The 14,589-nt window shown below is 70.3% G+C and carries 12 protein-coding genes; 3 read left to right on the top strand and 9 right to left on the bottom strand.

Annotation, left to right across the window (positions count from 1 at the left end):
• Positions 1-147 precede the first annotated feature (147 nt).
• Positions 148-1,047, bottom strand: a complete 900-nt coding sequence (locus tag J7E88_RS09685; RefSeq protein ID WP_251022367.1) for an alpha/beta fold hydrolase — start codon at positions 1,045-1,047, stop codon at positions 148-150.
• Between the two features lie 101 nt (positions 1,048-1,148).
• Positions 1,149-2,381, bottom strand: coding sequence for a cytochrome P450 (locus J7E88_RS09680; protein ID WP_215179256.1), 1,233 nt, complete (start codon positions 2,379-2,381; stop codon positions 1,149-1,151).
• A gap of 317 nt (positions 2,382-2,698) precedes the next feature.
• On the opposite strand from J7E88_RS09680, the gene J7E88_RS09675 reads away from it, so the two are divergent.
• The 3 genes from J7E88_RS09675 (at position 2,699) to J7E88_RS09665 (ending at position 5,990) form a co-directional block, all read left to right on the top strand.
• Positions 2,699-4,132 (top strand): DHA2 family efflux MFS transporter permease subunit, encoded by a 1,434-nt coding sequence (locus tag J7E88_RS09675; protein ID WP_215179254.1) that lies wholly within the window; start codon positions 2,699-2,701, stop codon positions 4,130-4,132.
• A gap of 112 nt (positions 4,133-4,244) precedes the next feature.
• Positions 4,245-5,408: a thiolase family protein gene (locus J7E88_RS09670; protein ID WP_215179250.1), complete on the top strand. Its 1,164-nt coding sequence runs from the start codon at positions 4,245-4,247 to the stop codon at positions 5,406-5,408.
• 114 nt (positions 5,409-5,522) lie between these two features.
• Positions 5,523-5,990, top strand: a complete 468-nt coding sequence (locus tag J7E88_RS09665) for a helix-turn-helix domain-containing protein (protein ID WP_215179248.1) — start codon at positions 5,523-5,525, stop codon at positions 5,988-5,990.
• Positions 5,991-6,004: 14 nt separating this feature from the next.
• On the opposite strand, the gene J7E88_RS09660 is transcribed toward J7E88_RS09665, so the two are convergent.
• The 7 genes from J7E88_RS09660 to J7E88_RS09630 all read right to left on the bottom strand — a co-directional run bounded on the left by J7E88_RS09660 (position 6,005) and on the right by J7E88_RS09630 (position 14,370).
• Positions 6,005-7,141 (bottom strand): GNAT family N-acetyltransferase, encoded by a 1,137-nt coding sequence (locus J7E88_RS09660; protein WP_215179246.1) that lies wholly within the window; start codon positions 7,139-7,141, stop codon positions 6,005-6,007.
• A 14-nt stretch (positions 7,142-7,155) separates the two neighbouring features.
• Complete coding sequence (locus tag J7E88_RS09655; RefSeq protein WP_215179245.1) at positions 7,156-8,319, bottom strand: aminotransferase class I/II-fold pyridoxal phosphate-dependent enzyme; 1,164 nt, start codon at positions 8,317-8,319, stop codon at positions 7,156-7,158.
• Positions 8,319-9,365: an agmatinase gene (gene speB / locus J7E88_RS09650; protein ID WP_215179244.1), complete on the bottom strand. Its 1,047-nt coding sequence runs from the start codon at positions 9,363-9,365 to the stop codon at positions 8,319-8,321. The genes J7E88_RS09655 and speB overlap by 1 nt, the downstream gene beginning before the upstream one ends.
• Positions 9,362-10,384, bottom strand: coding sequence for a methyltransferase domain-containing protein (locus J7E88_RS09645; protein WP_215179243.1), 1,023 nt, complete (start codon positions 10,382-10,384; stop codon positions 9,362-9,364). The genes speB and J7E88_RS09645 overlap by 4 nt, the downstream gene beginning before the upstream one ends.
• A 62-nt stretch (positions 10,385-10,446) precedes the next feature.
• Positions 10,447-11,940, bottom strand: coding sequence for a 4-hydroxyphenylacetate 3-hydroxylase N-terminal domain-containing protein (locus J7E88_RS09640; RefSeq protein WP_215179242.1), 1,494 nt, complete (start codon positions 11,938-11,940; stop codon positions 10,447-10,449).
• A gap of 52 nt (positions 11,941-11,992) precedes the next feature.
• Complete coding sequence (locus J7E88_RS09635; RefSeq protein ID WP_215179241.1) at positions 11,993-13,192, bottom strand: acetyl-CoA carboxylase biotin carboxylase subunit family protein; 1,200 nt, start codon at positions 13,190-13,192, stop codon at positions 11,993-11,995.
• Positions 13,189-14,370, bottom strand: coding sequence for an NAD(P)-dependent oxidoreductase (locus J7E88_RS09630; protein WP_215179239.1), 1,182 nt, complete (start codon positions 14,368-14,370; stop codon positions 13,189-13,191). Before J7E88_RS09630 ends, J7E88_RS09635 begins: the two co-directional genes overlap by 4 nt.
• Between the last annotated feature and the right edge of the window lie 219 nt (positions 14,371-14,589).

Genomic DNA, 14,589 nt, shown 5'->3' with positions numbered 1-14,589 from the left:
TGTGACAGGCACCACAATGGTGGAATCGTGGGCCGTCATGAACTGAATGAAACATTCCGGCGAACGGCGTCGTCATGTCCCGGGTTCACATGCTTCCCGGAGCATGCCGACGCCGGTCGTCCGCGACCGACGGGAATCGCGCCCCGGTCAGCCGAAGAATTCGATGAACTCCGATACGACGGCCTCGGGCTGCTCCTCCACGAGATAGTTGCGGGTGTCCTTGACCTCGGCCACACGCACGTCGGTTCCCTGAGTGGGCAGCACCTTCTGCATGTACTCGAAGAAGCCGCCGTACGCGAGCCCCAGCATGGGCACGGTCACCTTGCCGTACCCGCGGAAGTCGTCGATGTCCTGCTGATACGCCTGGAACCAGGCCTGACTCGCGCGGATGGCCTCCGGCGAGTCGTACGCATGCGCGTAGACGTCGCGGTCGCGGGAGGTGATGGCGTCCGGGTTCACCAGACTGAGGCCGAACATGTAGTCGACCATGTGGCGGTACCGGCCGGCCAGCACCTTTTCCGGGAAATCAGGCACCAGGTTGAAGGCGAGCCACCAGCGGTGCGGTCCCGGGTCGGTGGGCCGAGGCATGATACGGAATTCGTGATAGTTCTCGTCTATGTGAGTTGTATTCAGCATCGCCAGCTTCGCGGTGGCCGACGGATGGTTGACGGCGTGGCTGAATGCAACCATGGAGCCGATCCCATGACCGGCGATATTAATGCGGTCGTAACCGAGATGTCCGGCCAGGGCGTGAATATCCCCGGCCATCGACTTCTTGTCGTACCCGGCGGCGGGCTTGCTGGACCCGCCCATTCCGCGTATGTCGACGGCGATTACACGGAAACGCTCTGCCAGCGCCGGCATGACCTTTCGGTATTCCCACCACGTCTCCGGCCAGCCGGGCAGCAGCACCAACGGCTCTCCTTGCCCACCGGCCACATAGTGCAGCCGGACCCCGTTGACGTCGGCGTGTTCACTCGTGAAGTCCCCGTCCAGGGAAGCCGCGAGCTCCAGGTCGCCGGACGGTGTGTTCGTTGGCACGTGCATTCCTCTCGTTTCGGCGGACGGGTCCGCCGTGGTCCTGCCGCTGTGCGTACGCGAGCGGCGCGTGCCCCGCGGATGGACCGGCCGTTGAGAACACGGTCCGGTCAGCCGGTCGTGACGAGCAGCCGGTCGTGTCCGCGCTGCACGATCTGGTTGCGGAACGTGGGTGGGCCGACCAGGGCCATGCCGGGCAGCCGGTTCAGCAGCTTGGGCACAGCGGTCTCCGCGGACATCCGGGCCAGCGCCGCCCCGAGGCAGTAATGGGCACCGCCGCTGAAGGTGAGCGGCTGGTTGTCCGGCCGCGACGGGTCGAAGACGCCGGGGTCGGTGAAGCGTCGCGGGTCGCGGTTCCCCGCGGCGATGAGCAGGGTGAGCGGGACTCCGGCGGCGACCTTCACCCCGAAGAACTCCAGGTCCCGCGCGGCGACCCGGTTGAGCGCCTGCACCGCCGGGTCGAAGCGGAGCGTCTCGTCGACGAATCCGGCGGCCGACTGCGGGTCCTCGCACAGCCGGGCCCGCTCCACGGGGTGCTCCAGGGCGAGCCGCACCATGTTGCTGAGCAGGTCCTGCGGCGCCTCGGCGGCGGCGACGAGCAGCAGCATCAGGTTGGCGACCAGCTCCTGCTCCGTCAGCTCGCCACCGGCGTCGCGGGCCTTGACGAAGGCGCTGGTCAAGTCGGAGCCGGGGGCCGCGCGACGCCGGGCGACCAGGTCGTGGAAGTACTCCGCCAGACGGTCCATGGCGCCGTCGCCCGGGACCAGCTGGGCCAGGTCGCCGATGGGCTCCAGGGCCAGCGTGATGTCGCCGACGATGCCGCGCAGCCCCGCATGGTCCTCGTCGGGGATGCCGAGCAGTTCACCGATGACGCCCGTCGCCATGCGGAACGTGAACTCGGGGACCAGGTCAACCATTTCGCCACCGGCGCCGAGCGCGGCGACGTTGCTCACGGCGTCCTCGGCCCGGCGCCGCACCATCGGCTGCCATGCCGCCACGCTCCGGGCGGAGAAGGCGCTGCTGAAGAAGCGCCGGTAGCGATCGTGGTCCGGATCGTTGGAGAACAGCATGTTCTTCGTCAGCCAGTACCACGAGGAGTGCTCGCGCCAGCCGGGCAACTTCACGTCCTGGACGGCCGCGTCGGTCGACAGCAGATGCGGGTCTCGCAGGGCCCGGGCGCACTCGGCGTGGCCGGTGACGAAGACGTGGACACCGCTCACGTCGACCACCGGTCCATGGGCGCGCATCTCCTCGTACAAGGGGTACGGGTTCTGCTTGCCCGCGGGCGCCAGGAGACGGCCCATCACATCGAGCGGATCGGCCAGTGTTTCGGTAGGACTCACTCTCACTCCGGGTGTTCGGTTCGAACCGTTGGGTCCGTGCGAGTGGTACAAGACGCGGGCCAAGGCGCCCTTTGGGAGATCGGCGGGAGGTCCATGGCGCGGCGACTCACGGCCACCCCCCGAGTGGGTCGGATAATCCAACCTTCATGGTGGAGCGACCATAACAACGCCGATTCACGGCTGACAACCCCCCGCCCATCAGGCGCAGTTGAGCGTTCCGTCACACGCAACCCCATGGCGGTTGCGGCGCTCGATCGACCGTTGCTACGTTCGCCAACCAGGTCAGTTGGAATTCCGAACTCAATGACGGGAAGAACATGAGCCTCCCCGACGAACAGACCGCCGCTGCCCCCAGCCCTACGGGACCGCGACCACGGCTCGGCCCGGTCTTCGCCGTCATCGCGGCGGGTGTGGCCATGGCCAACCTCGACGTGTTCATCGTCAACGTGGCCCTCCCCGACATCGGCCGCGAGTTCTCCGGCTCTTCACTCGCGTCGCTGTCCTGGGTGCTCAACGCGTACGCCGTGGTCTTCGCCGCGCTGCTGGTGCCGGCGGGCAACTTCGCCGACCGCACCAGCCCCCGGGTCGCCTATCTCGCGGGCATCGTGGTGTTCACCGTGGCCTCCGCGCTGTGTGCGCTGGCGCCCGGAGTGTGGTTCCTGGTGGCGGCCCGCGTGGTGCAGGCGATCGGCGCGGCCATGCTCATCCCCTCATCGCTCGGCCTGCTCCTGGCCACCGCTCCGCCCGAGCGCCGGATCTCCTCCGTCCGCGCCTGGACGGCCATCAGCGGCGTGGCCAGCGCCCTCGGCCCGGTCGCCGGCGGCCTGCTCACCGAGCTCAACTGGCGCTGGGTGTTCCTGGTGAACGTGCCGATCGGCCTGGCCGCTCTGATCGTCGGCGTGCGCGTGCTGCCGCGGGTGCCGGCCCGGGATCTGCCACGGCCCGACGTGTTGGGTGCGGGCGTGCTGACCTTCGCCATCGCGGCCCTCGCGCTCGGCCTGGTCAAGGGCGAGGACTGGGGCTGGACCTCTGCGTCGTTCCTCGGGTCGATGGCCGTCGCGGTCGTCCTGTCGGTGTGGTTCGTGGCGCGCTCCGCACGGCACAGGTCGCCGGTGCTTCCGCTCCCCCTGCTGAAGATTCCGGCGTTCAGCCCGGCCTCGCTCGCCAACGTCCTGTTCGCGGTGGCCTTCGCAGCCATGCTGCTGTCGGCCGTGCTGTGGTGCCAGGACGTCTGGCACTGGTCGGCGCTCAAGACGGGCCTGGCCATCTTCCCGGGCACCCTGCTGCCGCCCGTACTGGCCGTCAGCATCGGCCCCCTCGCCCGCAGGATCGGCGCCGGCCCGATCGCGGTGGCCGGCTGCGCGGTGTTCGCGGCCGGAATCGGCTGGTGGTACGTGCAGATGGAGCGCGGCGCGGACTATGTGACCGGGATGCTGCCGGGCATGCTGCTCACCGGTGTCGGCGTCGGCCTGACCCTGCCGACCCTGATCACCGCTGCCGTCACTGCGCTGCCGCCGCAGAGCTTTTCGACCGGCTCGGGCGTGGTCACGATGGCACGCCAGGTCGGCACGGTGCTCGGCATCGCACTGCTCGTGGCCGCCATGGGCACACCGCGCGACACCACCGAGGCACTGGCCGCCTTCGACAACGGCTGGCTGATGACGCTGCTGGCCACCGGGGCCGCCGCGGTGGCCAGCCTCTTCCTCGGTCTGGCCGGCCGGGCGCCGCGGACCGCCCCAGGGCAGTCGTGACACCCGGCGCAGGCGGGCTCGCCGCTGCCGCGCCGTTCCGTCCCTGCGGGCCCGCCCGGTGCGGTCCCCACTCACCACGTTCCCTGTTCCATTTTCGCCACAGGAGGTTCTCATGCGGGATGCAGTGATCGTCGAGGCGGTTCGCACGCCGATCGGCAAGGGCAAGCCGGGAGGTGCGCTGCACGGCGAGCACCCCGTGGACCTGCTCGCCAGGACGCTCGGCGTCCTGGTGGAGCGGACCGGCGTGGACCCCTCCCTGATCGACGACGTCGTCGGCGGATGCGTCAGCCAGGTCGGGGACCAGTCGTTGAACACCGTCCGCAACGCGGTGCTGGCCGCAGGGTTCCCCGAGAGCGTGCCGGCGATGACGGTGGACCGGCAGTGCGGCTCGTCCCAGCAGGCCGCCCACATCGCGGCCCAGGGTGTGCTGAGCGGCGCCTACGACGTGGTGGTTGCCTGCGGCGTCGAGTCGATGTCCCGGGTGCCGATGGGGTCCAGCGTGCTGCCCGGCAGCGATCCGTTCGGTCCGATGCTGGGTGAGCGCTACCCGGAGGGGCTGGTCGGCCAGGGCATCAGCGCCGAACTGATCGCGGCTCGCTGGAAGATCAGCCGCAAGGAGCAGGACGCCTTCGCCCTGCTGTCCCACCAGCGCGCCGCGGCCGCCTGGGAGCGGGGCGAGTTCGAGCGGGAAGTCGCCTGGAGCGGCATGCGGGACGAGACCGTACGGCCGACGACCACCGTTGAGGCGCTGGCGGGTCTCAAGTCCGCCTATTACGACCCGCGCATGGAGGAGCGGTTCCCCGAGATCGGCTGGTGCGTCTCCGCCGGGAACAGCTCGCCCCTCAACGACGGCGCGGCAGCCCTGCTGATCATGGGCTCGGACGTGGCCGAGCGGCTCGGCCTGCGGCCCCGAGCCCGCTTCCGGGCCTTCGCCGTGGCCGGGGACGACCCTCTGATGATGCTCACGGCCATCATGCCCGCCACCGAGAAGGTACTGGCCAAGGCAGGGCTCGCCGTGGACGACATCGACCTGTTCGAGGTCAACGAGGCCTTCGCCTCCGTGGTCCTGGCCTGGCAGCGGGAGACCGGCGTCGACATCGACAGGCTCAATGTGCGCGGCGGCTCCATCGCGATCGGCCACCCGCTGGGCGGGAGCGGCGCCCGGATCATGACCACGCTGCTGCACAATCTGGAGGACCGGGGCGCCCGGTACGGCCTGCAGACCATGTGCGAGGCCGGCGGACTGGCCAACGCCACCATCATCGAGCGCCTCTGAGACGCGTCCACGCGCCGGGAGCAGGCGGGCGGGAGGCGTACCGCGTACGCCGCCGTCCGCCGCTCCCGGTCCCTTCAGGTTCGAAAAGCAGATTCACTGACCTAAAGTGGGCCCATGGCGAAGTCAACAGCCCCTCGGGAGTGCTCCATCGCGGACGCCCTTGAGCTGGTGGGTGAACGCTGGTCCCTGCTCGCCGTCCGCGAAATTCTGCATGGTGTGCACCGTTTCGACCAGATCGTCCGCAACACCGGGACATCCCGCGACATCCTGACCACGCGGCTGCGCAAACTGGAGTCCTTCGGCATCGTCTGGCGCAAGCAGTACAGCGAGCGTCCGCCCAGATACGAGTACCACCTCAGCCCGGCCGGCATGGAGCTGGGGGACGTGCTGGTGACGCTCATGCGGTGGGGCGACCGGCATCTGAACGCCGGCGACCCACCCGTCCGCTGGCGGCACACATGCGGCGAGGTCCTCGAACCGGTGGTGGTCTGCGAGCACTGCGGCGACACCGTACGCAACAACGTCCACTCCCCCACCGGTCGTGGGGTGCTGGCCGCCGACGACGCAGGGCTTCGGGAGTAGCTTCGGGCCCCGTGTCAACAGCCCCGCGCCCAGGGCACGTCCCACAGCTCCCGCGGAGTCGCTCGCTCACCGTACTCGGCGCGCCACCGGGACACGTCCGCGGGCGCGGGGCGCGGAGTGTCGGCCGGGTCGTCGGCGAGGGCGACCGTCCACAGGGGGGCCACGCGCGCGCCGCGGTTGGTCTTGGCACCGTAGGAGCCGATACCCAGGTGCAGGGCGTTCAGGCCGTGGGAGCTCATGTAGTCGATGGGCAGGTAGTAGCAGACGCCGTAGTACTCGAAGGCGTCGCGCAGGGCCTCGTAGTCGAATCCGACGGCCCGGGCGTAGAGAGTGCCCCGCCACGCGTACATCACCGACAGGGCGACCAGCTTTCCGCCGTCCCGTGCCGTGAAGACCACCGAGCAGTCGTCGAGCGACGCCGCCTGCCAGGCGAAGGCCGTACGCGACTGTTCGGCGGTGACCGAGTGCCCGTACTTCGTCTGCAGATTGGCGAGCAGCGGGGCGGCTTCGTCGAGGCATTCGCTCAGCCGCTGCCGTCCGAGGCGGTAGCCGGCATCCCGGAACCGGGCGTACTCGCGTTTGAGTTCCACCCGGTTCCGGCTGCGCAATGAACCGCAGTACGCGGTGACGTCCCGTCCGCCGGTGTGAATCGTCGCGTCGCCGCACTCGAAGTCGACAGCGGCGCCGCGTCGGTGCAGCGCGGCGGCCGTGCGGCTGGTGGCGAACAGATAGAGCGAACCCGTCCGCGGCGTCGGGCGGCCCAGTTCCCGCTCGGCGGCCAGGAGCGCGTCCAGGACCTCTTCCTCGCAGTCCGCGGCGCGCAGGATGCCGCTGCTGTAGCCGCGGTGGCTGCCTGCGATCGTCCAGGTGCCCGCCGGGTCGGCCCCCAGCTGCTCAAGCCGTGGCCCGCGGGAATAGTGGACCTGGTTCTCCCGCTCCACGTCGTACACCGGCAGGCCACCGACAAGCCGGTCACCCCGGTAGGCCAGCAGATAGCAGAGCGTGACTCCGCTCTCGTACTCGACGGAGCTGAGCCAGCCGTGCGACATGTAGAAGCCCTCGGGCTCAGCCAGGGTGTCCCAGGCCGCTGGATCCACCTTCTCCAAGGTGTGCACCGTCTCGATCCGCAGTCCGGTCGGGGAGTTGCTCATCGTGCCTTCTGCTCCTATGCGGCCAGGTTGGCGCGAACCGTGTCCACCACGGTCCGCGTGGCCCGTGCGACCTCCTCCTCCGCACGGGCCAGTGCGATCCGGATCTGGTGCCGACCGTCGGCAGGACGCGCCCAGTGGAAGGGGCCGCACGGCAGGACGTGGGTCCGCTGCCGCGCCAGGATCTCGTAGAGCGCATCCGCGTCCGGGCCGTCCTGCGGAAGCGTGACGCGGGCCACGCTGAGTCGGGCGTCGGGGTCGGTGAGCCGCAGCGGGGAGTCCGCCAAGTGGCGGGCGAGGACTTGCCTGTTGGTGCGTATCAAGGTGTGCAGCGCGTCGTAGCCGCCGTCGGCGGCGTCCCGGGCGAAGTGGTTGATCATCAATAGAACGAGCGGGGAGGCCGACAGCAGCACATCGTTGAAGTACTCCAGGAGCGGCAGATCCGTGTTCTCTCCCCAGGCGAGGAACCCCGCCTTGAGCTCGAGGGTGGGCCACAGCTTGCCGGTGTCCTCGATGACCACCCACTCGACGCCGGACTCCTGGAGCAGCCGGTAAGTGTCGTACTGGGCGCGCTTGTCCTGCGCCCGAAAGCAGGTGTCCATGGCGAGGACTCGGCCGGTGCGGGCGCAGTACGCGGCCAGGCGGCGCAGGGCGCCCTCCGGCATCACCCAGCCGGTGGGGTTGTTGGGGGTGGTGACGAAGACGGCGCCGACATCGTCGGGCAGCTCCGGCTCCCCCTCCTCCAGGACGGCCTCGGGGACCGGGAACAAGGTCAGGCCGCGGCCCTTGAGCAGGTCGGGGATGTTGTCGAACGTCGGGTGCACCAGTGCCACCCAGTCCGTGCGGCGGGCCAGCGCGCGGGCCGCGATGTCCATGGCCACGGAGGACGAGTAGCAGCTGACGAGCCGTCCTGTCCCGATCGGCGCTCGGTGCTGCCCGATGCCGTGCAGAAACGTGCGCTGCGCCTCCGCCTCGACCTCTTCGAACTGGCGCTTCTCCGCCTCGTCGAACAGGTCCGGCAGGCTGTCCACGATGGCGCGCTGTGTGTCGGTGAGCGGCATGCGCGGGTGCCCGTCGGAGACGTTGAGCCCGCCGAGCAGCGCCCTGGTCTCCATCGAGGTGAGATTGCGGTGCACGGACTCGGGCGCACCCTCCGGAGCACCGGAAACGGAAGCGTCCATCAGGCTTTCGCCCCACTTTCCTCTGGATCGGTCTCGGACGTGTCGGTCGACGCCGCGCGGGTGCGCAGCGCGACCTGGCCGAGGAGTTCGAATGCGATGACCGATGCGGCGTGGCTGGTGATGTCCGCGTGGTCGTACGGCGGGGCAACCTCGACGATGTCGAGGCTGCGGTAGTTCAACGGCCCGAGGGATCGCAGGAGTTGGAGCGCCTGGTAGGAGGTGGGGCCGCCCACCTCGGGAGTTCCGGTACCCGGCGCGTACGCCGGGTCGAGGAAGTCGATGTCGAAGGAGACCAGCAGGGGCCGGTCGCCGACCCGCTCACGTACCCGGCGGCCGAACACTTCCGGCGCCATGGCTGCCAGCTCCGGCCAGTCGATGACCTCGTACCCGAGGGCCTTGCCCACGTCGACGTCGTCGGGGTGCACGGAGCCGCGCATGCCCGCCTGGAGGCTGTGGTGAGGGTCGATGACACCCTCCTCGACACCGCGCCGGAACATGGTGCCGTGGAAGTGCTTGACGCCGTAGTAGTCGTCGAGGACGTCGCCGTGTGCGTCGAAGTGCAGGACGCTGACCGGCCCGTGCACCCGCGCCATGGCCCGCAATTCGGCCATGGTGAGGCTGTGGTCGCCGCCGAGCAGCAGCGGCAGCAGGCCGCGCTCGTACAGCGGGGTCAGATGGTCCTCCAGCCGGCTGAGCGTGAGCTCGTGGTAGCCGGGGACGACGGGTGCGTCACCGGCGTCGACCATGGACAGCGTCCGGGTGATGTCGATGCCGGTGGCGGGGTTGTGGTCCCGCAGCAGGATGCTGGCCGAGCGGATCGCCTCCGGCCCGAAGCGCGCCCCCGAGCGGTAGGAGACCGCCGAGTCGGTGGGCACGCCGACCACTGCGACGTCGATCCGGCCGACTCCCTCCGCGAGCGGGTCCTCCACCCAGGGCAGGCGCATGAACGTACGCGGACCGGAGGCGATCCTGGGTTTGCTCATGCTGTCGCGCGGGCGGTGATGGCCGCTGTCCGGGGCCGGGGCCGGACCCTGTCCTGCGGTCATCGACGGGCCTTCCGCAGCAGCCAGCCGACCGCGAAACCGGTGGAGTCCATGGACGGATCCGTGGTGTCGAACGCCTCGACGCGCAGGCCGCACTCGGCGAACAGCTTGTTCCACCACTCCTTGGTCTCCAGGCGCTGGCTGGTGAAGGGGTGCATCAGCAGGTACGCGTTGTAGTAGGCCTGCGCCAGCGGCTGCGCCATCGCCTCCCGGTCGGAGTGCTTCAGATCGATGTCGACGATGGCCAGGGTGAGTTCCGGGGACTCCGTGAAGAGTTGGGTGAGCAACCTGCGCACACCCGCCTCGCCCTCCTGGCCCAGTACCTCGTGGATGACGAAGGCGAGGACGGCGAGGTCGGGCTTTTCGGAGGTGTTGCCGATCCAGTCGAGCGCGTCGGTGTGCTCGATGGTGACACGGTCGGCGGTCGGCTGGGCGGCTACCCAGGCGCGGGCGGCGGCGGCTCCATCGACGTCGGGCTCGATGCCGACGGCCGTCATCTCCGGGTAGTCACGGCACAGTTCGGTGAGGTAGACCCCGCTGCCGCAGCCCAGGTCGACGAGACGGCGGTAGGAGCGGCCGTCCCTGGCGAGCAGCTTGCGCAGCAGTGGAAGCGAGTCGTGCATGCTGATGCCGCAGCTGCCGCTGCCCACATAGCCGCCGCGCCTGGGTGCCGGGCCGGTGCCCTCGGCCAGGTGGTCGCCGAGGGCAAGGAAGGTCCCGCCGTAGCCGCCGACCATCATCTCGTACCAGGGGCGGGCCTCTTCGTAGCGGCGGGCGAGGTCCGTCAGGGTGAGGACGCCGGTCTCGGAGCGATCGAGCAGGCCGGCGGCAACCCAGTAGTCCGCCATGGCGGTCAGCCGGGCCCGGTCGAGCTTGTGTTCGCTCACCAGCTGGTCGACGGTACGGCCTTCGGTCAAGTCGTCCTGCAGGCCGCTCTGCTGAAGAGCGAAGATCATGGTGCTCAGCACATAGCCGCGGAACGGCTCAAGGGCCTGCACCAGGTGGGATTCACGTATGGGCATGCGAGTCGAGTCCAATCGTCATCGGGATGCGTTTCGGATCCGTGTGCTTGCGGCAGCAGCCGTCAGCGGTGGAGGTCTCCCAGAACCGTGTCGGACGGGCTGGTCCGGTCAGCGGTGAACAGGTCGTAGAACTTCGCCCGGAAGGCGTCCGGGGGGCCGAGGAAGAGGCGTTCGTAGAGTTCCTGCCGACTGCCGAAGCGGTTCATGGTCAGGTCGGCCGCGAGCCGCAGCAGCCGCCCGTGCTCCGCACCGTCGACGCCGTCACCTGCGAAGTAGGACTGCAGGAAGCCGTGCGTGCTCGAGCCCGGGTCGTCGTCCGCCGCCACCGGATGCATCACCAGGCCGCTGCTGACTATCAGCCGGAGCAGTTCGACGGCGCGCGGATAGAGCGTGGCATGCAGCATCCCCGAGGCAGCCAGCGGCACCGGGGCGCAGGTGTGGTGACCGTGCTCATCCCGAGTGGCCGCGGCCTCGGCGGAGGCGACCAGGCCGCGGAGGGTCTCGACGATGCCGGCCAGCTCACCCAGCTGCTGCCGCACGGCCTGCTGGCCGCTGCGCCCGCTCACCCGGGCGCATGCGTCGGCCAGGTCGAAAACGGTCTCCGCTTTGATCCACGCGCGCACGGCCGACTGGTGCCAGGCGTATGCGGTCATTCCGGTGCCGGCCCGCAGCCCGTTGGCGGCGGCCACGTCCCCGTGGAGGAAGATCCGCTCCCAGGGGACGACCACGTCGTCGAAGTGGCAGACGGCGTCCAGCTCGTCGAAGCGGCTGGCGAGCGGCGCATCGGCGGCCGGCTCGGTGGCGTAGGAGGGGCGGGAGTACAACGTCAGTCCGTGGGTGCCCACCGGGATGGCGAAACACAGGGCCTGCTCGGGCTCGTCGTCGCCCAGCGGGCGGAAGGGGTACACCACCAGGTCGTCGGCGAACGGGGAGAGCGTCGCCAGCATTTTCGCGCCGCGCACCACCACTCCATCGGCGGTTTCGGCAACAGCCCGCAGGGCCTGCACCTCTCGATGCGAGCCGGGCCCGAGGTGGCGGTCGGCGGGCGGGTCGCTGATCGCGTGTGTCAGTACGAGGTTGGCGGCGCGGGCCGACTCCCAGTAGCGGCGTAGGTTCTCGGCGTACGGGCCGAAGTGGCCGGCGGCGCCGCGCCAGCCGGTCAGAACCGTGGCAACGAAGTCGGGGCTGCGGCCCATGAGTCCGCCGCTGAGCCGGGCGATGCGGGCGAAGGCCCTGCCCCGTGCGCGCACCTCGTCCGGTGATGCGGCCAGGGAGTACGCCAGTGGGGCGCCGTCGGCTGCGGTCAGCTCGCTGTCCGCCTGGTGCGCGTCGAGGAGTTCGGCGAGGAACCCGGCCATGCCTGCGGTCGCCGGGTCCTGGGCGACATCCTCGAGCAGCCGTCCGGCGAGGTACACCCGCCTGCCGTCGGCCAGGCCCGCGAGGTACTCCTTGCCGTCGCGCAGTCGACCCGTGCGTATGCCACCGCTGCCGGTGTCCCTCACCCTGTCCCCTTGCCTCTCGCCTTCTTTCTGCGTGGCCGTGGCGTGGTCGTTCATCGCTGCTCTCCTCCCCCGGATGCGGGCTGACTTCGGAATCGGCGCACTCGGCTCACTGCCCGCACCACGCGGCGGTGGCCGCCGTCCGCACGTCGGCGGCGAGGACCTCGGGGTCGTTGTGCCACAGCAGCACCGAGACGCCGACCGTCCCGGCCTCGCCCCGGTGTGTCGTGCGGGCGGCCTGCCGGATGTCCACGCGGTGGTTCCCGGTGAGCCTGGGCGTGGTGCGGTGGCGCTCGCCGGGCAGTACCGGAATCCACAACCAGGCGGCTTCGGTGGCCACTCGGACCGGTTCAGGGACGGGCAGACCGGCCTGGAGCGCGAGGTGGGCCTCCTCCAGATTCACCCCGGCGTGCAGCCGGGACAGGTCGGGCAGCAGGGCACCTGGGGCGCGGGCCGCGACCTCGACGACGGCCGTCTCGCCGTCCCGGGTCACCGCGAACTCCGTGTGCACGACGAAGGCCCCGCCGCCGCCGAGCGCGTCGACCACTTGGCGGTTCAGCTCGTGGGCACGGTGAGCGAGCGGGTCGCAGTGCGGCACGGTCCAACCGCCGAGGCGCCGCCCGGCCGTCAGGTCCAGCAGCGGTCCGAGATAGGTGCCGGCCTGCACCGGGGTCAGCTTCCCGTCGCGCACCAGGGAGTTGGCGTGGTGGAAGGTGCCGTCCAGGAACTCCTCCAGCTGCCAGCCTTCCTGTCCGCGGCGCTCGGCGAGCCAGGCCCTGAGCGCGTCCTGGGTGCGCAGGATGCTCACCCCGCGCGAGTTGGCCTCCCGCCGCGGCTTCGCGACCGCCGGCAGTCCGATGTGGTCCAGGACCTCTTCGTACGCCTGCTTTGGTTCCGGTACCCGGGGGAAGGCGAGGAAGCGCGGTGTGCGCACCCCGGCGGCGGTGAGCCGCTCCTTCATCAGGACCTTGTCGATGTAGTTCACCGGGTGCTCGGGGTGGCGGGTGGCGAGCCCCGACTCGGCACGCAGCGCGGCACAGTCGAGGAGGCAGTACTCGTCATTCGAGACAATCTCGACGGGGCGCCGTTCGGACCACGAGCGCAGGGTCGCGGCCCACGTGTCGCGGGGCGCGGTGCGGACGACGGGCCGCGTCCCCGGCACGTCCTCGCGGTACGCCTGTGCGGGGTCGGCGTCGGTGAGCACCACCACGTCCCAGTGCTGCGGGGGGAAGACGCGGGTGACGTCGGTGGTGAGCGGCTGGCGTGAGTGCAGTACGACGGCCAGCGGACGGTCGGCAGCGGTTGTCATGTCCCACCTGTCGTTGGGGTCCTGGAGGACGGGAGGGCCGTGCGGTTCAAGGAATCGGCCAGGGCGTGCGGTTGACGGCGGTCAGCAAAGGCGTGTGCGGGCGGCAGCGGGCCGGGCTGCGACGAGCCTGCTGATGGTGGACCGGTCGGTGTGAGCGTGGCGCGCACCGCGGCTCGCGCCGCTGCGGCGCGGGTGGGCGGCACCCGGCCGGGCACATCGCCGTCCGGCAGACCGAGCGCCCGCCACACGGCGGTGAAGTCGTCGAGGAACGCGCCGTCGCTGCCGCGGCTGCGCCAGGCGACATGCGGTGAGAGCCGGACGGACGGCAGGTGGCGCAGCGGATGGTCCGGAGGCAGCGGCTCGGGGGCGGTGACGTCCAGTGTGGCGAAAAGCCTTCCTGCGGCGCACAGTTCGGCCAGGGCGTCCTGGTCGATGAGGGCGGCGCGGGAGACGTTGACCAAGTGGAGGCCCGGTCTGGCACGGCGCAGGGCCGCCCGGTCGAAGAGGCCTGTGGTTTGCGGGGTCAGGGGGAGGGCCAGCACGAGGTGGTCGCAGTCCAGGACCTCGTCGATGACGGAGGTCTGCCGGACGGGGGACCCCGGCAACTCCTCGGGGGCCCGGCGCAGCACCGTCACCGCGGCGCCCAGCGAGCCGAAGGCGGCGGCGAGTTGCTGCCCGACCGCACCCCAGCCGGCGATGCCCACCTTCGCGCCCCACAGCCCGGTGCGGTGGGTGGCGCCCCCGCCGCCGGCAGCGGCGGGTGCCGGAGGGGTGTCGGCGCCGGCCGGCGGGCGCATGTCCCGCTCCTGCCAGGGCGCCGCCGTGCGCCACTCATGAGTGAGCACGGCGTGCACCGCGTACTCGGTGAGCGGGGCGGCGTAGCAGTTCCAGCTCCGGGTCAGCAGCGCGTCGTGTGACCACCGGCCGAGATCGACGAAGTCGGCCCCCGCGGAGGTGAGATGGACCCATAACCACGCGGCGCCACCCAGTGCCCGCTCGCGCTCGGACTCCGACAGCTCGTGCGGCGCGAGCAGCAGGATGGCGCCGTCGGGCGGGCCGTCCCGCCATGAGCGGAGTTCCACGGGAGCGCCCAGAGCGCTTTCCAGTCGGGCACGGGAAGGCTCCAGGAGATTGTCCGCGAGCGCCTCGTAGAACACCAGCGTGCCGGAACTGCTCATGGATCCCCTTCTCCTCATATGGTTCCAACAGGATTCGGAACACGCCATTCCCCTTTTGGTATGCGATGGCTCCGCCGAGGGAAATGGGATGGGAACTCTCAGATCGGCGCGAGCGTACCACTGCCCGAATTGGCGCTGCCGTGGCCGGAATCGGCGTACCGCAGCACCCTGGGTCAATGCCCGACCGGAGGCCCGCCACACCAGTTCACCAAGCAAAAG

Source organism: Streptomyces sp. ISL-10 (genome assembly GCF_018614575.1).
Classification (GTDB): domain Bacteria; phylum Actinomycetota; class Actinomycetes; order Streptomycetales; family Streptomycetaceae; genus Streptomyces.
The sequence above is the reverse complement of the archived record's forward strand: the minus strand, read 5'-3'. Positions and strand labels throughout refer to the sequence as shown.